The 22475-nt window shown below is 48.8% G+C and carries 16 protein-coding genes; 11 read left to right on the top strand and 5 right to left on the bottom strand.

The features are described from left to right. Positions 1–49: 49 nt before the first annotated feature. Positions 50–304, top strand: a complete 255-nt coding sequence (locus tag LX59_RS13060) for a YfhL family 4Fe-4S dicluster ferredoxin (protein ID WP_144572516.1) — start codon at positions 50–52, stop codon at positions 302–304. Positions 305–356: 52 nt separating this feature from the next. Here LX59_RS13060 and LX59_RS13055 read toward each other — a convergent pair whose 3' ends face one another. The 3 genes from LX59_RS13055 to mutM all read right to left on the bottom strand — a co-directional run bounded on the left by LX59_RS13055 (position 357) and on the right by mutM (position 3439). Next, positions 357–2201 (bottom strand): Na/Pi cotransporter family protein, encoded by a 1845-nt coding sequence (locus LX59_RS13055; RefSeq protein ID WP_170234378.1) that lies wholly within the window; start codon positions 2199–2201, stop codon positions 357–359. 29 nt (positions 2202–2230) lie between these two features. Further along, positions 2231–2560 (bottom strand): multidrug transporter, encoded by a 330-nt coding sequence (locus tag LX59_RS13050; RefSeq protein ID WP_144572514.1) that lies wholly within the window; start codon positions 2558–2560, stop codon positions 2231–2233. Between the two features lie 66 nt (positions 2561–2626). Then, on the bottom strand, positions 2627–3439 hold the full coding sequence (gene mutM, locus LX59_RS13045) for a bifunctional DNA-formamidopyrimidine glycosylase/DNA-(apurinic or apyrimidinic site) lyase (RefSeq protein ID WP_144572509.1): 813 nt from the start codon (positions 3437–3439) through the stop codon (positions 2627–2629). A 102-nt stretch (positions 3440–3541) separates the two neighbouring features. Between mutM and LX59_RS13040 the strand changes: the two genes are divergently transcribed. Then, the gene (locus tag LX59_RS13040) at positions 3542–4666 is read left to right on the top strand and encodes a glycosyltransferase family 4 protein (protein WP_144572500.1); all 1125 of its coding nucleotides are present in this window, start codon (positions 3542–3544) and stop codon (positions 4664–4666) included. Here LX59_RS13040 and LX59_RS13035 read toward each other — a convergent pair. Beyond that, positions 4663–5892, bottom strand: a complete 1230-nt coding sequence (locus tag LX59_RS13035; RefSeq protein WP_144572498.1) for a glycosyltransferase — start codon at positions 5890–5892, stop codon at positions 4663–4665. The genes LX59_RS13040 and LX59_RS13035 overlap by 4 nt on opposite strands. A 253-nt stretch (positions 5893–6145) precedes the next feature. Between LX59_RS13035 and LX59_RS13030 the strand changes: the two genes are divergently transcribed. From LX59_RS13030 to LX59_RS13005, 6 genes are all read left to right on the top strand, one after another. Then, positions 6146–7090: a hypothetical protein gene (locus LX59_RS13030; protein WP_144572496.1), complete on the top strand. Its 945-nt coding sequence runs from the start codon at positions 6146–6148 to the stop codon at positions 7088–7090. 37 nt (positions 7091–7127) lie between these two features. Beyond that, positions 7128–8270 (top strand): DUF4214 domain-containing protein, encoded by a 1143-nt coding sequence (locus tag LX59_RS13025; RefSeq protein WP_144572495.1) that lies wholly within the window; start codon positions 7128–7130, stop codon positions 8268–8270. Positions 8271–8392: 122 nt separating this feature from the next. Continuing rightward, positions 8393–10471 carry a glycosyltransferase family 2 protein gene (locus LX59_RS13020; RefSeq protein ID WP_144572493.1) on the top strand — a complete coding sequence of 693 codons (2079 nt, stop codon included), beginning with the start codon at positions 8393–8395 and terminating at the stop codon, positions 10469–10471. Further along, positions 10453–12846, top strand: coding sequence for a glycosyltransferase family 2 protein (locus LX59_RS13015; RefSeq protein ID WP_246118757.1), 2394 nt, complete (start codon positions 10453–10455; stop codon positions 12844–12846). The genes LX59_RS13020 and LX59_RS13015 overlap by 19 nt, the downstream gene beginning before the upstream one ends. Beyond that, positions 12843–13445 (top strand): class I SAM-dependent methyltransferase, encoded by a 603-nt coding sequence (locus LX59_RS13010; protein WP_144572491.1) that lies wholly within the window; start codon positions 12843–12845, stop codon positions 13443–13445. Before LX59_RS13015 ends, LX59_RS13010 begins: the two co-directional genes overlap by 4 nt. Positions 13446–13469: 24 nt before the next feature. Further along, positions 13470–14909 (top strand): mannose-1-phosphate guanylyltransferase/mannose-6-phosphate isomerase, encoded by a 1440-nt coding sequence (locus LX59_RS13005; RefSeq protein ID WP_144572489.1) that lies wholly within the window; start codon positions 13470–13472, stop codon positions 14907–14909. A 19-nt stretch (positions 14910–14928) separates the two neighbouring features. Here LX59_RS13005 and LX59_RS13000 read toward each other — a convergent pair whose 3' ends face one another. Then, complete coding sequence (locus LX59_RS13000) at positions 14929–16335, bottom strand: adenosylmethionine--8-amino-7-oxononanoate transaminase (protein WP_144572487.1); 1407 nt, start codon at positions 16333–16335, stop codon at positions 14929–14931. Positions 16336–16548: 213 nt separating this feature from the next. On the opposite strand from LX59_RS13000, the gene LX59_RS12995 reads away from it, so the two are divergent. The 3 genes from LX59_RS12995 to LX59_RS12985 are packed head-to-tail and all read left to right on the top strand — an operon-like array spanning position 16549 to position 22418. Continuing rightward, entirely contained in the window at positions 16549–17754 is a 1206-nt protein-coding gene (locus tag LX59_RS12995; RefSeq protein ID WP_144572485.1) for an efflux RND transporter periplasmic adaptor subunit, read from the top strand. A gap of 9 nt (positions 17755–17763) precedes the next feature. Then, a complete protein-coding gene (locus LX59_RS12990; RefSeq protein ID WP_144572483.1) occupies positions 17764–20889 on the top strand; it encodes an efflux RND transporter permease subunit in 3126 nt (1041 codons plus the stop codon). Next, positions 20886–22418, top strand: a complete 1533-nt coding sequence (locus LX59_RS12985) for an efflux transporter outer membrane subunit (RefSeq protein WP_144572481.1) — start codon at positions 20886–20888, stop codon at positions 22416–22418. The genes LX59_RS12990 and LX59_RS12985 overlap by 4 nt, the downstream gene beginning before the upstream one ends. Positions 22419–22475 lie beyond the last annotated feature (57 nt).

Genomic DNA, 22475 nt, shown 5'->3' with positions numbered 1-22475 from the left:
GGCCACTTGTTAGCTGTGTCGTGGCTTGCCACGTCTGGAGAGTGCCGCAATGGCTTTAAAAATTACTGATGACTGCATTAACTGTGATGTCTGTGAGCCTGAATGCCCCAACGAAGCTATTAGTCAGGGTGAGGAAATTTACGTCATAGACCCTAGCCTGTGTACCGAATGCGTTGGGCATTACCATGAGCCGCAATGCCAGCAAGTGTGTCCCGTAGACTGCATCATCTTGGATGACAGCCGCCCGGAAACTCAGGAGCAACTGCTGCAAAAGTACCAAGGATTGGTAGGACATAAAGCCTAAAGCGATGCTCATAGACTGGAGATGCCCCCTGTCCTTGGGGGCTTTACCGCAGTTAAGAGGTTTTGTTGGGTAAGTCATCCCGTCCTAGCACTGAATGGTCGCCATCCACATCAAAAGGGCGCTGTTTGCTGAGTAGTAAAACCTGATATAGACCCTGAGTAATGTGGGACACATAACCTAGGTCATTCAGTAGAGAGCTGGCGTGCAAACTGTCCAATTGTCGTGCTCGAACTTCCACAAATAAGTGTTGGCGGAATTGCTGATCGTATTGCTCCGCCTGCTCCTTCAGGTGCTGAAGCTGTTGGTTCCAATGCGGATCACTGGTGTCTAATAGGCTGACTTCGCGTATATAGCGTAAGGATTGCAGCAGTTGGCGACGTAATGCTAAGTAATGTACTTGGGTGCGCGATCCTTCATCCCGTAAAAAACGCCCTAAATTCTTTTGCAAGTGTTTAGCATCTTTAACCGCCTCCACCAGTTGCAGCGCCACCCTTTGACTGTCTCGCCAAAATTGGCGCTGGTTGGCGTTCATCGGAGTGTCTAGGTGGCTCATAAAATCCAGAATATCGGCATACACCCCTTTGATATAACAGCGGTAGAGATGCTCGGCATCCAACTCTCTGGGGTCGGGTCGGCGTTGTAGCAAATGCTCATCTAGGCTGCTGGCCTGAAGCTGAGATACAGGTTGGTACAGGGCATGGCAGATGACTTCCAAACTCAAGCGTTCTAGGTGACGCAGCTCTTGCATTACAGCGCAGGCCGCTGTTTCAGGAGAGGCCAATGCAGCTTCGTTGAGGTAGCGAGCGCGCACAGGCTGATCGGTGGAGCAGTCTGCCGATAAACTGGCAATCAGCACCGAAGGCTCTTGCTTATCCGGTAACCAGCGGACTAACTGTCGAGCCAGTTGCTGTTGCAAGGGCCAGAATAGGAGTACTCCAAACAGGTTAAATAAGGTTTGGAACAGAGCCAATTGAATCAATCGGTTTTCTTGCGCCCCGATCAGACCGGCTAAACCTGTGATCCAAGGGCCACAAAAAGGCAGCAGGAAAAACACAATACAGGAGGTGGTTAAGTTGAATACCGCATGGGCTAAGGCCAGCCGTTGGCCACTGCGGTTACCATTTAAAATGCCGACAATGGCGGTACTCAGGCTGCTGCCTATATTGGCTCCCACGGCAATGGCAAAACCCTGCCATAACTCGATTTGGCCGGTAGCTAAGGCCGTCAGCGTCAGCATTAAGGAAGCGTGGCTGGATTGCAGAATCAGGGTAGCTAGGGTTCCTATTCCCACGAATACCGCTTGCCCCAAGAGCCCAGAAAAGGCTCCTACAGGCGTGCTCAAGCCTTGATCTAGGCTGCTGAATCCAGTTTTGATTTGGTCGATGCCAAGAAAAATAAAGGCTATACCCAACAGAATACGCCCTGCCGCTTTAAGCTGTGGGCTGAAAAAGCTGCTTAAAACCCCAGTCACCAACAAGGGTAAAGCCAAGGGGGAGAGGCTAAAATTCTGTCCTGCGGCGGCCAATAACCAAATGCCGGTTGTGGCCCCTAGATTTGCGCCAAAAATAATGGCAATCCCCGCTGCTAGTTGAATCAATCCAGTGCTGATAAAGGCAATGGTGAGTAGGGAAACCAGCGTGGAAGATTGCAATAATGTCGTACCAACAGCGCCAAATACTAAGCTTTTAAAGGGCGTATCTGTACTTTTACTCAGCAGTGCTTCCAAACGGCTACCGGCTAACTGGTGTAAGCCTTCCTCTAAGCACTGCATTCCGAAGAGAAACAGGGCTAATCCTGCACACAACTGAAGCCAACTGGGACTAAGCCAGAACGACCAACCCAAAACTCCAATACCTAGGGTAATCAACAAACCTTTAATGAGTGGTACAAAATTCACAATAATTCTTATCAGCAGAAAGGGGGAGTTTAATCGCGCTCTTGAACCTTGTACCCCGCTTTAGTACAGCCTAAGCAGCGCACAAAAGCCTCACGGCCCGGATCAAATACTAAGGATTCGGCGGTTTCGTTAACACTGCCGCTGGCTAAGGAGAAGGGTAAAGACACCACAAAAGCTACTGAGCCGATCAGCGTAGCCCCGATTAATAAAGGACGGGCGATCAGTAAATCGCCCAACATGGAGTAGCCAGCGGGCGTATCGCTTTGATACACAGGATCACCGCTGATGTTTTCTGCCAACGCCGAAGTACTTATTAAGGCTACAAGGAGCGCCGAGCTAAGAACGCGTGACAGAATCATGATCAAACTCCTACATAGCTAAACACAAAGGCTCCTGAATATCCGCACTATATCAGGCTAGATTCATTAATGCTGACACTCTGGGCAGTAGACGCTTGTACGCTGTCCTAGACGAACTTGAGTTAATAGGCCGTGGCAACGAGGACAGGTTTGGCCTGAGCGTCCATAAACCTGTAACTGCTGTTGAAAGTAACCAGGTCGCCCGTCACCCCCGATAAAGTCCCGTAATGTTGTACCACCTTGCTCAATGGCTTGAGCGAGCACTTGTCGGATATGCCCCACCAAATCCTGACATTCTCGTTCCGATAAGCTGTGAGCGGGCCGACGAGGATCTATACCGCTGAGAAACAGAGCTTCGGTGGCGTAGATATTGCCCACGCCCACCACCACGCTGTTATCCATGATAAAGGGTTTGACCGCTTGTCGGCGTTTTCGAGCTTTTTGATATAAATATTCGGCATTGAATTCAGCTTCTAAGGGCTCCGGCCCCAAATGCGCCAGCAAAGGATGTTGACGGGTATCTTCAGTCCACAACCAACACCCAAAGCGGCGTGGATCGGTATAGCGCAGTCGAATATCCTGCTCAAAGTGCAGCTCTAGGTGATCGTGTTTACCCGCAGGCTCAGTGTCCTGTACCAAGGACAAGCTGCCAGACATACCAAGGTGAATGATGATGCTGCCAGAGTCCAAATGCAGAAATAGATACTTAGCACGGCGCGTCACCTCCTTTACTCGTTGCCCTTGAACTCGCTGCGCCAAATCGAAGGGGACGGGCCAGCGTAATTGAGAGTTTCGCACGATCAGCTCAGTGATCAATCGCCCTTGAATATGAGGTGCAATGCCCCGTCGTGTGGTTTCTACCTCAGGAAGTTCAGGCATATCAGTAAGGCTCCAGACGGGGCAGGTGTATAAAAGGTTTTAGCATTCAAAGGGATATGCGAAGCTGAATGAAGACAGGGATAAAGGATATAGGGCTACAGTATGCGCGTGGTGCACTTTTTTAAAACCTACCTGCCCGATACCACAGGCGGTATTGAGCAGGTCATCTTTCAATTATGCCAAGGAAGCCGTGCTTTAGGTGTGATGGCAGAGGTAGTTACCCTAAGTCCAAATCCTCATCCTTCGGGTATTCAGGTTGCCGACCATGATGTTTGGCGGGCTAAACAGGATTTTTATCTCGCCTCAACGGGATTTTCTCGACAAGTATTTCAGCTATTCCGGGAGCGAGTAGCCCAAGCGGATTTAGTACATTTTCACTTCCCTTGGCCAATGATGGATTTGGTGCACTTTGCGACCCGTCATGGCCGACCCTCAGTTGTGACCTATCATTCCGATATTGTGCGCCAGTCGGGATTACTGCGCTTGTATCGACCCCTGATGCAACATTTTTTAGCCGATATGCAAGGTATTGTGGTGTCATCGCCCCAGTATTTGGAAACCAGTCCCGTATTGTCCGCTTATCGAGATAAGGTCAGCGTTATCCCCTTTGGTTTAGATCGAGCGGCTTACCCTGACCCTTCTGAGGAGCGATTGGCCTATTGGCGAGCTAATGTAGGGCCAAAATTTTTTCTATTTGTGGGCGTTCTGCGTTATTACAAAGGCTTGCATGTACTGTTGGAGGCCCTACAAGGGCTACCTTACCCTGTCTTTATTGTGGGCAGTGGGCCAGAAGAACAAGCGCTTAAAGCGCAAGCACAGCGCTTACATCTGACCCAAGTGCATTTTTTAGGGCGTTTAGATGATGAGGACAAAGGCTGTTTGTTACAGTTGTGCTACGCCTTTGTCTTTCCCTCTCCTCTGCGCTCAGAAGCCTTTGGAATATCCTTGTTAGAGGCGGCGCTCTATGGAAAGCCCATGATTTCCTGCGAAATTGGCACGGGGACAAGCTTTATCAACCAAAATAACGAGACGGGGCTTGTTATTAATCCGGAAGATGTATCGGCACTGCGCCAAGCCCTAACCTATCTTTGGGATCATCCTGTAGAGGCACAACGCATGGGGCAAAATGCGGCTCAGCGTTTTGAGCAGCAGTTCACGGCCTCGCGTATGTGCCAAGATACCGTTAATTTGTATCAGAATATTTTAAATAAAGGGGCATGCAGTTAGTTTTTTGAAACCACGCGCTCCAATAATTGTTGATAAGCCGGTAGGCAAACTTTGTTTAAATCAAAACGCTCAATGATGCTTTGGCGTGCCTGCATTCGTATGGTTTGAAACTGCTCGGGGTTAGCCAATACTTCGCACACTCGTTCAGCTAAACCCGATACATCAAAAAAGTCGACCAATAGGCCAGTTCTACCTTCTTCAATAATATCCAGCACTGGTGGAGTGCTGGAGCCTACTACCACAGCCCCTGCACTCATGGCCTCCAACATCGACCAAGACAGAACAAAGGGGTAAGTCAAGTACACATGGCAGCGGGTAATTTGCATCAAGTATAAAAAAGCCTCATACGAAACCTTGCCTAAAAAAAAGATTCTCTTAGGATCTAAACGATCACTCACTTCGGTAAGATAGCGCTGATGGTATGAGCCTTCTGTGGGACGGCGACCGTAGCTGACATCATGACCCCCAACAATAAACACCTTGAGGTTAGGGCGACGAGCCATGATTTCTGGCAAAGCGCGCATGAATATGTGATAGCCACGAACAGGCTCTAAATTGCGGGCTACAAAGGTCAAAACTTCATCACCAGGACGAATACTTACTTGGCGATCAGGAAGTGTTATTTTCGCGGAAGGATTAGGGCAACATATTTGAGTGTTAATTCCTTCGTGAATAATGCAGGTTTTTGCCTGTGCCCAGACAGGAAGTGTGGAGGCCTGCCAAGCGGTGGGACTAACTCCTTGATCCATAGCCTCCATAGCTAATAGCAAATTGGCATTTTTACTTAACAAGCGGGCTTGATCATCAAATGTAGTATCGGGGAACTCTGGATCGAAATTAAGGTCTTGTCCTTGAGCTTGATAGAAATACTCCATATGACAAATTAGTTTAGCTTTAGGGAAAATAGTTTTGAGTAATAGTGCCTCTCCCCAACCAGGATGAGCAAAAATGATATCAGGCTCAAAGCCGGATTTTTTAAGCTCTTTAGCGGCATTGGCACAGGCTTCAGCACGAATAATTTTTGTTTCAAATTCTTGAGCTAAAGGATGTATTCCCGGAGTATTTCCTCGACTGGGTTTATATTCTTGTGTAGTACAAAGAGTTTGCTCGCCAGAATGTAGAGAAACTTGTTTTATGCCTCTAACCTGATGGCCTAATGCTTGATAGAAGGGAGCCAAATGTTTGAATTGCCCTGGAAAATTTTGATGTACGAATAGTATGTTCATGTCATACTCAAAAGATTAAAAATTCCATTAGACTATACTAGAGTTCCATTCAGTTTAGGGGGGAGAGGCTCAACGAAGGCTGGACAAGCGTAAGCTCAAACGCTAAATTCCTTCAAGTTGGGATGATGTTTGAGGTTATAGCTATCAAATAGTAAAAGATAGCTTTGCACGGACGCACGATTTACGTTCATCTTGCGATCCGTATTGTCGGGTTCAGTTGTATGCTGAACCAAGCTAGCTGAATCGCTGAGACATGAATGAAATGAATGCACCATCCTTAAAAGTTTCATCACAACTTACTTTGCTTGACGTTGGGATGTACATCCTGCGCCTGACTGCAGAAAGTACATCTGAAAAAAAAATTACAGGTTGCTTGAGCTTACACCCAGCTCCTGCTGGAAAAGGAGTGATAGATTTTTTCCCAGGTGAAGGTGTAACGCGTAATACTTTGGCTAAAGCGAGCGATGTTGTTATTGTCCGCGTGAAGGGTGGACCTGCCAGCCTCTTGATTACGGAATATCAGCTAGATGCGGCAGCTCATGGTCGTTTGCGTTTACAAATTGAGCAAGTTGCGAATAAACAGGGTGTAGTTCGCAAGTCTTTGCCTACCGCTGCTAAAGCGGTGGAAACCCCATCAGCACCAGACGCACCAACCGATGCGGCAGGGGCTATTTCAAGTGCTTTGCTGTCTACTCTTTCAAAGACGGCATCTCCTGCGAAAAGCCAAGCTGTGCAGTCCCTGAAACTCTTAGGGCATATTTCGACACGCGGTGATGTCGTTGTTGAAGATGCTTGGTTGGGGGCTCCTGATAGCAAATTACGCATAGAGGGCTTTGCTATTGCATGGGCGAAACAACCTGAAGAGGTAAGCATTGCCTATCTGTGCCGTACCAGTAAAACCAGTGACCCTTCCATTGGTTTGGATGGACAGTTTGTTGGCTCTCGGCAACAGGCTAAACCACTGACTTCTATTGCTTTTGTACTGAGTGGTTCAAAAGCAGACGATTATGAATTATCAGGGCAAGTGGTTTTTGCGGGACAGGCTCCACAAACAATTATCCCTGATCAGGAACTGTCCGGCCCTACCGGAACAGAACCCTTAGTGGCGATTTATCTGAGTGTTAACTCCAAGGCTGCCCAGGTTTCTCCTCCTGCTTCCCCTTGGGATACCTCCAATGCTGCGGTATTCCGCACATGAAATTAATTAGTAAGTTTACTCATTAGGAGAAGCTCCGATGGCTTTGAATTACGATCAACCCATTCCAACTTCAGATGTAGTTGCTGCGCTTGCGGCAAATGGCTACATCTCTACCGCTACTTTAGCTGCAATAGAAGATTTGCTGAATACTGATACAAGCAGCAGCCTCAGTGTTGCTGTGATTACAGTAGGCGAAGATGGTGCGCTGGAAATTACCCTGCCTGAGGGTAGCTCTAGTGCTCAGGCTGCGTTCTTTAACACCCTTACCGGACAGACCCTGGACTTCAATTCAGCTTCGACTGGAGGTGGTGTCTTTGCTGACACGCCAGTTTATGTATTTACAGGTAATGGCAATGTTAATGCCGTGTTCAACACTGTTGATCGCGTGATCATCGGTGGTGAAGGTAATGACAGCTTGGTTGTATTGGGCGACCACAACACTACTGTTGATGGTGGTGCAGGCAACGATACCATCGTAACTTCAGGTGGTAATGATTCTGTTAGCGGTGGTGCCGGTGATGACGTTGTCTCTACGGGGTCTGGAAATGACACCATCCTGACTTCCAGCGGAAATGACACCATTGACGCGGGTGCTAACTTCGACGTCATTCAATTGGGTCTGGTCAGCAACTACGTCCTGACAGATGGTGAGCTGCTGGTTGAGCGGGACGGAGCTTGGGTTGCTACTCGTACTGATGGCACCGAATCTATCGTACGTAACGCTGAACAATTCATCTTCACCGGTGAGCCTGGCCAAGAGGATACTGTTATCTCCTTCGCTGAAACTCACGAAGATGCTGTTGCTCTGTACCTGTACGAAGCTCTGCTGGATCGCGCAGCGGATTCTGAAGGTGCCGACTTCTGGTTGGATCAGTTAGACCACGATAATGTTTCTCTGACTGATATCGCTAATGGCTTCTTAGCTTCTAGTGAGTTCAGCACTCTGAACGGTTCTAACATCAACAATGATGACTTTGTTGATTTGTTGTATGAGAACCTGTTGGGTCGTGAAGCTCGCCTAGATAGCGAAGGTAAAGCCTTCTGGTTTGATCAGTTAGAGGCTGGCGCTGATCGTGCTGAGTTGGTGGTTAACTTCGTTGAGTTGGCTATGGCTAACCCAGTGGATGAAACGGGTATTGCCCAAATCATCATCTTGGGTGATGACGAGCAAGCTTCCTGATTCTGGGTTGCTTAGCTGATGTAATGCATTAGTTACATCTTTGCATTCGGAAATACCCCAGCTTAGGCTGGGGTATTTCTTAATAATCTTTTTATAAAGACTATTAAGAAATACTTTTATCTTTGACTTGCGAACTAATTAAGTTGATTTTTCTATACTTCGGAAAAAATATTAACCCAGTCATTAGTGGAAGTTTTTTTCAGGTAAATACATCTAGGTCTTTAGATACACTAATTCGCAGCGGTGTTTCTTCTATAAGCGAAAAAAACTATATAGATGCTCTAGTCTATTTAAGTTCAGCCATTCAGGGTAATCCAAAAAAAGTCGAGCTTTACATTTTACTCTGGAAGTCTTTACAGGAAATAGGCTCAAGTGCGATACAGGAAGCTTACCTACAGTGGTTAACAACTACTTTTCCAAAGGAAAAACTGGCTCGAAGAGAATATTGGAGCTATTGCAGTGCTCATTATTCTAAATCTGATCTAAATGCATTAGTCAGATCGCATATTGCTCACGTTGATGATCCTTTAGAATTGCGTCAGCTACTTGCTTTTTTGTCTGATGACTCAGGGCCTCAACAATCTCACCCAATAGGTGTAGTGCGTTACGATTTAAAAAATAAAACTTTAACGGGTTGGGCTTTAGATTTGCGTGCTCCCAATCGCGTTTTAAATATTAAGTTAAAAACGGCCACTATGACGGCCACATTTCCAGCTTCATTACCTTGCCCTCTACTTATAAATGCAGGTTTTTTGATTTTCCATGGTGGGATTTCAATTCAGATTCCTGAGCCCTTAGAGGAACTGTATGTATATTTCGAGGATGCTCAAAATGAAGAGCTGATAGGAAGTCCTGTTGCGGCTTTACCTGTACTGGTACCTCCTATGCCTGAAGAGGTTAATTCATTTGAGCATCCAGTAGATGTTTTAGTTCCGGTTTATAAATCTAAAGAAGCAACTCTAGAGTGTTTAGAAAGTTTATTTAAAGCTAAATCAAAAAATAAAACGCTGCATCAAATTATTGTGCTAAATGACTGTAGTCCAGATAATAGTTTGACTGAGGCTATTGATAATTTAGCCGGAAAGCATGATTTTGTACATATAAAGCGGCCAGCTAATTTAGGGTTTATTCGCAATATAAATCGCGGCATGACCCTGCATCCCGAGCGAGATGTTGTTTGGCTGAACTCAGACACTCGGGTTTATAGCAATTGGTTAGATCGTTTGCGCTCGGTGGCCTATTCTGCGCAAGATGTTGCCTCAGTAACGCCCTTTACCAACAACGGTGAGTTAATGAGCTTTCCAAAGCCGCTTGTCGCTCATCCTATGCCTACGCCAAAGCAGCATGCGGAGTTGGATTACTTAGCCCGTAAAGCAAATCAGCCTCCTGTTGAATTGGTTATGGGGTGTGGGTTTTGCTTTTATATTAAACGCTCAGCGTTAAATGATGTGGGCTATTTGGATGAGGTTGGGCTGAGTCGAGGGTATGGCGAGGAAACAGACTGGTGTTTACGTGCCCAAACTAAGGGCTGGCGACATATGGGAGCAACTCATGTTTTTGTAGCCCATTCTGGAGGCCATTCTTTTGGTTCAGAAAAGGCACTCTGGGCTTATCAGAATAATGTGGTGATACGTCAGCGTTATCCTTTAGCTGAGCGTCAGTTTGAGGCTTTTGTAGCGGCAGACCCTCTGGCCGAGGCACGTAATCACTTATTAAATTTGTTAGAGCAATCTAAACCTAAAGCTTCTACACCGAATAAAAAATCGATATTAAAGCGAGAATATCCAGAACTTCCGGGGCGCTACTGGTTAATAGCGGATCAGTTGAGCCAAAAGCTTGGAGCCTATTGGTTAAACTTAGCTCGCTACTTAGCACGAAATAATCCAGATATACGATTATTGGTTGAGCCAGGAAGCCCTTGGGAAGTACAGTTGTTAAACTGCTCTAATGTATTTCTTATACCACAGGTAGCCAGTTTATCCGATAAAGATTTTGTGAGCCTATGTGGAGTAAGTTTGGCGTTAAGTTTGGATAAGGCGAAATCTTCGGATATCAACTCTTGGTTTGCAGCACAGCAAGCTGAGAAGTATCAGTTACCTTTGTTTGCCCCAAATTCTTTGCTATTGCATTCTTTGGGGGGATTTCCTATTACTGACTTACAGGCTTATCTTCCAGAGCAACTATGTCCGACATTAATATAATGCATGAGTTAACCCTTGAGTCTAATGCTTCGGTAGGTGCTATTATCGGGCTACAGGGTGATATCTTGCAGGGTTGGGCCATGTTGCCTAATGATCCTGAATTACGTTTAGCCGTAGAAATTTATCTGGACGGTGTTTTTGTCGCGCTAGTACGGGCTGATGTAGAACAACCCCTAGATGTGCCCGGGGATGGTTTCCACGGCTTTGTGGTGCAACTACACCCGAAATGGCTTCAAAATACGCAATGCATTTCAGCTCGAATTGCCAACCAAGGCCCTTGGCTTGCAGGTAGTCTGAAGTTACCTGTGGTTGAAGCGGTGCAAGCAGATCCATTAGCCACCCAAGTTTGGTACTCCGGTGGTCTTAGTTTGAAAGGTTGGGCTTTTGATCCTAATCGCCCCGCTCAAACTTTGAAGGTTCGAGTGCATGAACAGGGGCAGGTTTTAGCCACAACGCTGGCTAATCGCTTAAACCCGACACTGGTATACCGCTCATCAGCTAATCATGGTTTTGAATTAAACTTGCCTTGGGAGCTGGCCGATGGTCAGTTGCATATACTTCATGTGGAGTTAGAAGACGGCTCTTCTGTGATGGGAAGTCCGGTGCATTTTTGTACCCATCCTGAAGGAATTAGCGCGTTATTACAGCAGATTGAGCATAAAAGCTGTAAACAGACCGCCGAATGGCTACCGCTATTAGAACGCTTGAGCTTGATCCAAGAGGCACGACTACCTTGCAGTGCCGGTTTTGCACACTACCCTCAATGGTTTAGTGCTTTTCAGCAGGTAAAATCCCGGCAGTTTTCTGTAACACAGCGAATTTTGGTCGTGGTGACCGGGGACTTGGAAGCACAGAAAGAATTACAGACAAGAACCAGTATTCAGCAGCAGGGCTTGTCTTCAGAGCAGATTCAGGTCGTTGTGCTTAAGGATTCAGAGTTACCAAGAGCCTTGTGGGCCGCGTTGTCTGGGGTCGATTTAGTGGTTCCTGTCCAGTGCGGTGATCGGCTAGCGGTCGGGGCGTTAGCTTGCTTATCAGAATCAATAAGCGCATCAGATGCGGGTTGGGGTTACTGGGATTGTGACCAAGATGGCCCACAAGGGGAGCGGAGCAATCCTTGGTTTAAGCCCGTTTGGGATGAAACCCTTTTTTATGGGCTGGATGTGTTTTCATCGGGTTTATTCTTCAAGGCCGAGGTATTACAACAAGCCATAGCCTATTTGCGCGATTCGCAGGCCAGCATACAACCCTGTTGGTATGCTCTATTGGCTGGTGTGGTGGCCATTAATCAGCGTCCGGTGCTGCATATTCCGCAAGTTTTGTATCACCGACACTTCAGTGCCCTTAGGTATCCTGAAAAAGCTCAAGCCAATCCCGAGCGTCAAGCTACCTTAGAGTGGTTGTTGGCCCAACGCCATCCAGGTGCTCGTTTAGTTCCTCTGCCTAAGTATCCGGCTCTGAATCGAGTGCTTTGGCCTTTGCCGGATGATGTACCTTTAATTAGCCTGATTATTCCTACTCGTGATCAATTAGCGCTCTTGAGAAACTGCATTGAAGGATTATTAACGGGTACGGACTACCCTGCTTTAGAGATTATCGTTGTAGATAACGACTCCCATCAAGCCGAGACTCTGGAATACCTAGAGCAAATCGCTGAGCGCGGCGTTAGGGTACTGCGTTATCCCCATGCTTTTAATTATTCGGCGATCAATAACTGGGCGGCTGAGCAGGCTAAAGGCAGCATTCTGGGTTTGATTAATAATGATATTCAGGTGTTAGACCCCGGTTGGTTGAAGGAAATGCTTTCCCAGCTACTGCGTCCCGGTGTAGGGGCTGTGGGGGCTAAGCTGATCTGGCCCAATGGCATGGTGCAACACGCTGGTGTGGTGGTGGGCATAAATAGTTTAGCCGCCCATATTGGTAATTATTGGGATCAGCAGGATGCCGGGTATCTTGGACTAAATCAGGTAGCCCGTGAGCTGTCTGCGGTGACGGCTGCCTGTTTGTTAGTGCGTAAGGCGGATTATCAGCGTTTAGGCGGATTGGATGTTCAGGCGTTTCCTGTAGCTTTTAATGATGTGGATTTTTGTCTGCGCTTAGCTCAACAGGGATTACGCTGCATTTGGACACCCTTTGCCTGCTTGATTCATGCAGAATCGGCCAGTCGTGGTAAGGAGGATGCTCCAAGTAAAATAGCCCGTGCCTATCGAGAGCAAAGCAACTTTATGACCCGTTGGTTTTCTAATTCTGAACTGGATGAGTATTACCATCCCTGTTTGAGTGCAGATTATTTAACTGGGCCTTACGGTGGTTTGGCTCTCCCACCACGCAGTACTAAAGTTCGCTGCATAACCCCTGTGAAAACAACGGCATGAAAATTACGCACACTGACCTAGCTCATTTTGTTCCCTGCCTAAAGCAACCGGGTACTAAGAAATTGTTGCATGTAGGTTGTGGTATGGCAGGCCCAGAACGTTTACCCGAATGTTTTCGCGCAGAAGACTGGCAAGAGGTGCGTTTAGATATTGATGAGCGTGTTAAGCCTGATATTGTGGCCAGCCTAACCGATCTTAGCCCTGTAGCAGATGCCAGTGTTGATGCCATTTGGTCTTCGCATAACTTAGAGCACCTAGAGGGGTGTGAAGTACCCAAGGCGCTTCAGGAGCTGTACCGTGTACTGAAACCCGGCGGCTTTGCATTAATTACCTTGCCGGATTTAAAAGCCATTGCGCAGTTGATTGTAGAGGGTAAATTAGATTCAGTTATTTATACCTCTCCAGCAGGGCCCATCAAGGCGATGGATATGCTATTTGGGCATCAACAAGCTATTGCTCAAGGCAACCAGTACATGGCACACCGTTCTGGTTTTACGCGAGATTATTTAGGTAAGAAGTTACTTCAAGCAGGATTTACGGAGGTTCGTATTGTCTCTGGTAAATCCTATGATCTGTGGGCTATTGCCTGTCGCCATTAACCGGTAATCACTGCTGAGGCCTTTATGCATCGAAGATTTCATCCCGTTATCCTATCGGGGGGGAGTGGTACTAGGTTGTGGCCTCTATCCCGTGCAGCCATGCCAAAGCAGTTGTTGGCACTGACGGAGCAAGCCAGCCTACTACAGGCTACGATCCGGCGTGTGGATAGTATCGCAGGGGCTCAATCCTCAATCCTGATTTGCAATAACGAGCACCGCTTCCTCATTAGAGAGCAACTGCAAGAAATTCAGCATACGCCCGCCAGCATTATTCTTGAGCCCATAGGTCGCAACACAGCACCAGCCATTGCTTTAGCAGCACTTAAGCTGATGGAAACTGATCCTGAAGCGGTGATGCTGGTATTACCTGCCGATCATGTCATTGATGACCAAGCTGCTTTTAAGGCTGCGGTATACCAGGCCATTCCAGCCGCTGAAGCGGGTTATTTGGTGACCTTTGGCATTGTGCCTACGCACCCTGAGACTGGCTATGGTTACATTCGTATGGGCGAGGCTTTATCTGACTTATCCTCGGAGAATCCTAGCTGCCAAGTGCTGTCCTTTGTAGAAAAACCGGATCAGCAAACGGCTCAGCGTTTTTTGGCTGAGGGCAATTACGTCTGGAACAGTGGCATGTTCGTTCTGACAGCCCGCCGCTATTTGGATGAATTGCAAACCCATCGTCCGGATATTTTTGAGGCTGTTGCTCAGGCTTGGAAGGCACGGACGGATGACCTTGGATTTTGTCGTCCCGATCAAGAAGCTTTTGTGGGTTGCCCCTCGGACTCAATTGATTACGCGGTCATGCAGTCTACCCAACAGGCGGCGGTGATTCCCGCCAGCTTTGGTTGGAGTGACGTGGGCTCTTGGGCCAGCTTGTGGCAAATTGCGGATAAAGACGCTGAAGGCAACTGTATTCAAGGCGATGTGTTTGTGTCTGACACACAAAACTCCTATGTACGGGCTGAGCATCGTCATGTGGCGGTCATTGGTTTAGAGGACGTGGTGGTAGTAGAAACCGCTGATGCTGTATTGGTGATGCACCGCGATAAAGCTCAGGAGGTTAAGCGGGCGATTCAGTTTTTTGAGCAAAGCCAACGTCGTGAGCATTTAGAGCATGTGCGGGTTTACCGTCCTTGGGGTTGGTATGAGGGCATGGACAAAGGTGAGCGTTTTCAAGTGAAGCGCATCATGGTCAAGCCCGGTGAGCGCCTATCCTTGCAAATGCACCATCATCGGGCGGAGCATTGGGTGGTGGTCAGTGGTACCGCTAAGGTCACGGTCGAAGGCAAAGAGCTGCTGCTGACGGAAAACCAATCCACCTACATTCCCTTGGGCCATGTGCATTGCTTGGAGAATCCGGGGCGCATTGAGCTGCATTTGGTTGAGGTACAGTCCGGTGCCTATTTGGGAGAGGATGATATTGTGCGGCTTCAGGACGAGTATGGCCGTACTTCCTCCTGAAGCCTTGGGCTTTGTTGCGCTAACCGGGATCACGAAACTGGTCAGGCGCACAGGCTGAAACAGCTACCTGCACTTTTTGTTGGGTGGCACGATCAATACCCTCAGTAGCGACTTCGGCTAAAAAATCTATTTGCTCAGGGGTAATGATGTACGGCGGTAAAAAATACACCACATTTCCTAAAGGCCGCAGCAAAGCCCCACGCTCTAAGGCGTGTTGATAGACAGCCAAACCGCGCCGCTGTTGCCAAGGATAGGGGGTTTTGCTGGCTTTATCCTGCACCAGCTCAATGGCCAGTACCATGCCAGTTTGGCGCACCTCAGCCACATGAGGATGATCACTGAGGTGGGCTGTGGCTTTGCGCATATGGGTTGCTAAGCCTTGATTGCGTTCAATCACTCGATCTTCCGCAAAAATATCGAGGGTAGCCAAAGCAGCGGCACAGGCCAGAGGATTGCCGGTGTAGGTGTGAGAATGCAAGAAGGCACGCAGAGTACTGTAGTCATCGTAAAAAGCCTGATAGACCTGATCCGTGGTTAAAACGGCGGCCATGGGTAAATAGCCGCCCGTTAAAGCTTTAGACAGCACCATAAAATCGGGACTGATTTGGGCTTGCTCACAGGCAAACAAGGTTCCGGTACGTCCAAAACCCACGGCAATTTCATCGGCGATCAGATGTACTCCATAGCGATCACAGGCTTCGCGCAATAGCTTGAGGTAGATTGGATGGTACATGCGCATACCACCCGCGCCTTGAATCAAAGGTTCAACGATTACGGCAGCAATTTCGTGGTGGTGATCGGCTAGGCATTGCTCCATAGGTACAAACAGAGCTTGAGAATGTTCTTCCCAACTGACTCCTTCCGGGCGAAGGTAACAATCGGGGCTGGGCACTTTAAAACAATCCAGCAGCAGTGGTTTGTAGGTATCAGTGAATAGGGGAACATCCCCCACCGACATGGCGGCGATGGTTTCGCCGTGATAACTGTTAGTGAGTGTCACAAAGCGTTTTTTTTCAGACTGCCCCAGATTACGCCAGTAGTGATAGCTCATTTTAAGCGCTACTTCGATGCCAGATGAGCCATTATCGGCATAAAATACCCGCGAGAGCCCCTCTGGAGTGATCTGGACCAAGCGCTCGGATAACTCAATCACAGGAGCGTGGCTGAACCCTGCTAACATGACATGCTCTAACTGCTCTAGCTGTTGGCGGATGCGGGCATTAATGCGTGGATTGGCGTGTCCGAATACATTCACCCACCACGAGCTCACGGCATCTAGGTAGCGCTTGCCCTCGAAGTCTTCCAGCCAAATACCTTCTGCGCGGCGGATGGGAATGAGTGGGAGCTGTTCGTGGTCTTTCATCTGGGTACAGGGATGCCAGAGTACAGCGAGATCACGTTGCATCCAGCGATGATTTTCACTCATCAATTGCTCCAATAATTAACTTTGTAGGATTCGATTCGTCTGCTAAGGCCTTGGTCTGCACACTACATGGCTTACTCGTTGTACAGAGACTACTTGCAATATTTCGATAAGGCTGCTTATTTACAGACATATTTGAATGTAATTATATTCGGAAACCTTTATTACCTGTGTCAGGGCGTTTCTGCGGCAATTAGCCTGCCCAAGAGGTTTTGCATGATATCCATTCCATCCCTTGGCCGCGCATTGGCCTTGTTGGCCTTGCCTTTTGCTGTGACGGCTTGTAAAGAAGAAGCCACCCCCGCTGCTGCGGCCCCTCCTCCTGCACCACTGGTAGGAATTGTCACCCTAAAAACGGAATCCTTAGCCTTAACCACCGATTTACCAGGACGTACCCAATCTTTTCGGGTTGCAGAGGTTCGGCCACAGGTTGATGGCATTGTTCAAAAACGTTTGTTTACTGAAGGGGTTGAGGTGACTGCGGGTCAGCAGTTGTATCAAATTGATCCTTCCATGTACCAAGCTGCCTTAAAAAATGCACAGGCTACTTTAAAAAATGCGCAGGCCGGCTTAGCTTCTAGCCGTGCTTTATCCAATCGCTACGCTGACTTGGTTGAAGACCGAGCCGTGAGTCGCCAAGCGTATGAGGATGCACGCTCAGCCATGTTGCAGTCTTCTGCCACCGTAGAGCAGGCTTCTGCTGCCGTCGAGCAAGCCCAGATCAATCTGCGCTATACCCGAGTGATGGCCCCAATTTCTGGGCGTATTGGTAGAACTTTGGTGACTGAGGGTGCTTTGGTCGGCAACGGGCAAACCCAGCCAATGACGGTTATTTACCAGCTCGATCCTATCTATGTGGATGTGACTCAGCCCGTGCGTGAGTTGTTGCGTCTGCGCCGTGATTTGGATGAAGGGCGCTTAGAAAAGGTTGGAGAGAACACCGCCAAAGTCAGTTTGACCTTGGAGGACGGCAGCCAATACCCCTTAGAGGGCAAATTAGAGTTGGCTGAAGTATCCGTTGACCAAAGTACCGGCTCGGTTACTCTGCGAGCCATTTTTCCTAATCCTAAGCGCCTGTTGCTGCCCGGTATGTTTGTGCATGCTCAGCTGACCGAAGGAGTTAGAACTGCAGCGATTTTGGCACCTCAGCAAGGTATTACCCGTGACTCAACCGGCCAGCCCTCTGCCATGGTGGTCAACGCTGAAAATCGGGTTGAGGTACGGCGTGTGAAAACAAGCCGCACTGTTGGCAATCGTTGGTTGATTACTGAAGGCTTGCATGAGGGTGATCGTTTGATTACTGAGGGTTTACAGTTCATCAAACCGGGTATTGAAGTACGGGTAGCTCCTGCTACCAATGTTGATATGCAGAGCAGTGTTGATACACAGGGCGGAGCTGACCGGCCTGCTCAGTCCGGTTGAGGATAGGATATGTCGCGGTTTTTTATTGATCGTCCTATTTTTGCTTGGGTGTTGGCCCTGTTGGTGATGTTGATTGGAGCGCTGTCCATCTTGCGCTTGCCCATTAACCAATATCCCAGTATTGCAGCACCTGCGGTTGCTATTTCTGTGAGTTATCCCGGAGCTTCAGCACAAACGGTACAGGACACCGTGGTACAGGTGATTGAGCAACAACTGAACGGCTTGGATGGTTTGCGCTACATCTCCTCGCAAAGCTATTCCGATGGCAACATGACCATCACCGTTACCTTCGATCAGGGGACTAACCCAGATATTGCTCAGGTACAGGTACAGAACAAGCTGCAATTGGCCACTCCCATGCTGCCTCAAGAAGTACAACAGCAAGGGATTCGAGTGACTAAGTCCGCCACCAGCTTTTTGATGGTACTCGGTTTAGTGTCCACCGATGGCCGTTTGGATCGCGGTGATTTGGCGGACTACATTGTGTCCAACATCCAAGACTCCATTTCTCGGACGCGGGGGGTGGGTGACTTTCAGGTGTTTGGTACTCAATACGCCATGCGCATCTGGTTAGATCCGGCGCGTCTGAATAACTATCAACTGACTCCTGTAGATGTGCGTAATGCCATTAATGCGCAAAACGTGCAGATTTCTTCAGGACAATTGGGGGGCTTACCGGCGGTTCCCGGCCAACAATTGACTGCAACCATCATCGGTAAAACCCGCTTAAAAACACCGGAAGAGTTTCGGAAGATTCTGCTTAGAGTGAATCAAGACGGTTCACAGGTACGCTTAGGTGATGTGGCTACCGTTGAGCTCAGCTCACAGGATGCCAACCTATCCTCCTTGTATAACGGTATGCCCGCCAGTGGTATTGGGGTTAAGTTGGCGACCGGAGCCAATGCCCTAGAGACAGCTAAAGGGGTACGGGCAACTATGGCTAAATTGGAGCCCTTTTTGCCCGAAGGGGTTGAGGTGGTTTACCCCTACGATACATCGCCGGTGATTTCCGCCTCCATCATGACGGTGGTACAAACCCTGTTTGAAGCCATTGGACTGGTATTTTTGGTGATGTACCTGTTCCTACAGAGCTTCCGCGCTACCTTGATTCCCACCTTAGCCGTGCCGGTGGTGTTGCTAGGTACTTTTGCGGTACTGGCGGCCTGTGGTTTCACCATTAATACCCTGACCATGTTTGCGATGGTGCTGGCTATTGGTCTGTTGGTGGACGATGCCATTGTAGTGGTGGAAAACGTCGAGCGGCTGATGGCTGAGGAGGGATTATCTCCCGTAGAAGCCACCCGTAAGTCGATGGATCAGATTCAAGGCGCTTTGGTGGGGATCGGCTTGGTACTGTCGGCGGTATTCTTGCCGATGGCCTTCTTTACCGGTTCAGCGGGTATTATCTATCGCCAGTTCTCCATTACCATCGCCGCTGCCATGACCTTGTCGGTATTGGTGGCGCTGATTTTTACTCCTACGCTGTGTGCCAGTTTGCTCAAGCCTTCTGACCATGATCACCATGAAAAACGAGGGTTTTTCGGCTGGTTTAACCGTACTTTTGATCGGGGAGTGCATCGGTACGGACAGGGAGTGCGCGGGATTTTGCATCATAAACTGCCCTTTATGCTGGTTTATCTAGGCATAGTAGGCGCTGTGGGTTATCTGTTTACTCAAGTACCGACAGCCTTCTTGCCGAACGAAGATCAGGGTGTGATGTTCGTTCAAGTGCAGACACCACCGGGCTCCACAGCTGAGCGTACCCAGCAAACGGTGGATGCCATGCGTGACTACCTCCTGAAAGAGGAGTCTGACATCGTAGCTTCAGCTTTTACCGTGACCGGCTTTAACTTTGCGGGGCGTGGACAAAACTCCGGTTTGGCCTTCGTGAACCTTAAACCTTGGGCTGAACGTCAAGCACCGGGGCAAGATGTATTTGCCCTGATTGCTCGTGCTCAGCAACGTTTTGCAGGATTTAGGGATGCCATGGTGTTTGCCTTTGCGCCTCCTGCGGTGATGGAGTTGGGTAACGCTTCGGGCTTTAACCTGTTTTTGGAAGATCGCACCGGCTTAGGTCACGAAGTACTGATGCAAGCGCGTAATCAGTTTTTAGGATTAGCAGCGCAAAGCCCTGTACTAACGGCTGTTCGTCCCAATGGTTTGAACGATGAGCCTCAATACCGTTTGCTGATTGATGATGAGAAAGCACGGGCCTTGGGGGTCTCTTTAACAGAAATCAACAACATTCTGTCATCAGGTTGGGGTTCTAGTTACGTCAACGACTTTATTGATCGCGGTCGGGTGAAGAAGGTATTTATGCAGGGAACGGCTGAAGCCCGTATGTCCCCCGAAAACTTCAACGATTGGTTTGTGCGTAACGAACAGGGTCGCATGGTGCCCTTCAGTGCCTTTGCCACCGGCGAGTGGGTTTACGGGTCGCCCAAGTTAGAGCGCTATAACGGCATTTCGGCCATTGAAATCTTGGGTCGTCCTGCCGATGGCTACAGTTCTGGGGATGCGATGAAGGCGGTGGCCGACATCATTGCCAAACTACCGCCCGGCATTGGCTATTCTTGGACTGCGGTTTCCTATGAAGAGCAAATGTCGGGCAACTTAGCTCCGGCCTTGTATGCCTTGTCGCTATTGGTCGTATTTTTGTGCTTGGCTGCCCTGTACGAAAGTTGGTCGATTCCCTTTGCCGTCATGTTAGTGGTTCCTCTGGGGGTATTGGGTGCGGTAGTAGCCACTTTGTGGCGTGACCTATCCAACGATATCTTCTTCCAAGTGGGACTGTTAACCACAGTGGGCTTGACCGCTAAAAACGCTATTTTGATTGTAGAGTTTGCTAAAGATCTGCATGAGCAGGGTAAATCAGCCTTTGAGGCCGCAGTGGAAGCTTGTCGTATGCGTTTACGCCCCATTGTGATGACTTCTCTAGCCTTTAGTTTGGGGGTGCTGCCTCTGGCCATCGCTAAAGGAGCCGGTGCGGGCAGTGCTCATGCCATTGGTACCGGAGTTTTGGGCGGTATGATTAGTGCTACAACACTGGTTCTGTTCTGGGTACCTCTGTTCTTTGTAGTGATCACGGCACTATCTAAAAAGCCTGAACAGCCTTCAGGGAGGGCGGCAGAGTGAAAAAGTCCTTATTGGGGCTGGCTATACTGATGGCCCTAAGCGGCTGCTCCATGATTCCAGACTACTTGCGGCCTTATTTGCCCGTAGAGGATCAGTACGAAGCACCGGCAAAATCGACACCAGATCAGAGCCAACCGCTGGATATTGGTTGGCGTAGCTTCTTCCGCGATCCTGCGTTGCGCCAAGTGATTTCGCTGGCTTTGGAAAATAATAAGGATTTAAAGGTTGCAGCCTTGAATGTGCAGTCGTACCGACAGCAGCACATCATCCAGAGGGCTGAACGATTTCCACAGGCTAACATCAACAGCGTAGCCAGCCGCCGTCGTTTACCCGCCATGAGTTCAGGTGGTAGCAGCGGCAGTGGAGCGGGAAGTGGAGGTAGTAGTGATGGTGGCAGCAGTGGGGGTGGTAGCAGCAGTGGCAGCACCGATGGCGGTTACATAGGCAGTGGTAATAGCAGCAACAGTGGTTCCATCTCCAGTTGGTACAGCGTGACTCTGGGGCTTTCTTGGGAGGCCGATTTATTTGGCCGACTGGCCAGCCTGCAAGAAGAGGCACTACAAAACTACTTTGCTTCCGAGTCAGCACGGCGTAGCACTCAGGTGACTCTAGTTGCTAGCGTGGCTAATGTCTGGTTGAGCTGGCGCGCTAATTTGACTCAACTGCAACTGGCCAAAGATACCCTAAAAACCCATGAGCAGACCTTGGCACTGACCGAAGCGCGTCTGAATGCGGGTGTTTCTTCGGCTATGGAGGTGAGCCAAGCCCGTAGCTCGGTGGAAAGTACCCGCGCCGCTATGGAGCGTTATGCGCGTGAAGTTGACTTAGATCGCAATGAGCTGACGCTACTGGTGGGCAAAAAAATTCCGGCCAACTTAACCCCTGATATCAAAGTTGAGAAGGAACTATTGACCAGCTTTGCTACGGGGCTGCCTTCTGATTTGCTACTCCAGCGTCCAGATATTATGGAGGCTGAGTCTCAGCTTAAGGCGGCGAATGCCAATATTGGTGCAGCGCGCGCGGCTTTTTTCCCTACTATTGCTTTAACCACTTCAGCCGGTACTGCAAGTTCGCAAAGCTCAGACTTATTTGATGCAGGCTCCGGTTATTGGGAGTTTATCCCACGTATCAGTGTGCCGATTTTCACGGCTGGGCGGTTAAAAGCAAGTCTTAAGTATGCCGAGCTCTCCAAAGATGTGCGTATTACTCAGTATGAAAAGAGCATTCAAACAGCCTTCCGGGAAGTGAATGATGGTTTGAGCGCGCGCACCACCTATGTGCGCCAAGTAAAGGCCCGAGAGGACTTAGTGCAGGCTAACCAAGATTATTACAATCTGGCGGAGCTGCGTTATTGGGCCGGTGTAGATAATTATTTGACGCTTTTGGATGCCCAGCGCGAGCTGTTCACGGTACAACAGGCTTTGATTGATGATCGGCTTAATCAGCAGGTGAGTGAGGTCAATCTGTTTAAAGCCTTAGGCGGTGGCTGGCAGCAAGATGCTTTTGGTCGTGATACACCAGAGCTTTAGAAGTTCTCAATAAAGATAGACTCTGAGTTAGGGATAGCCCTAACCCTAAGTCAGGGT

The sequence above is a fragment of the Azomonas agilis genome, assembly GCF_007830255.1.
GTDB lineage: Bacteria > Pseudomonadota > Gammaproteobacteria > Pseudomonadales > Pseudomonadaceae > Azomonas > Azomonas agilis.
The sequence above is the reverse complement of the archived record's forward strand: the minus strand, read 5'-3'. Positions and strand labels throughout refer to the sequence as shown.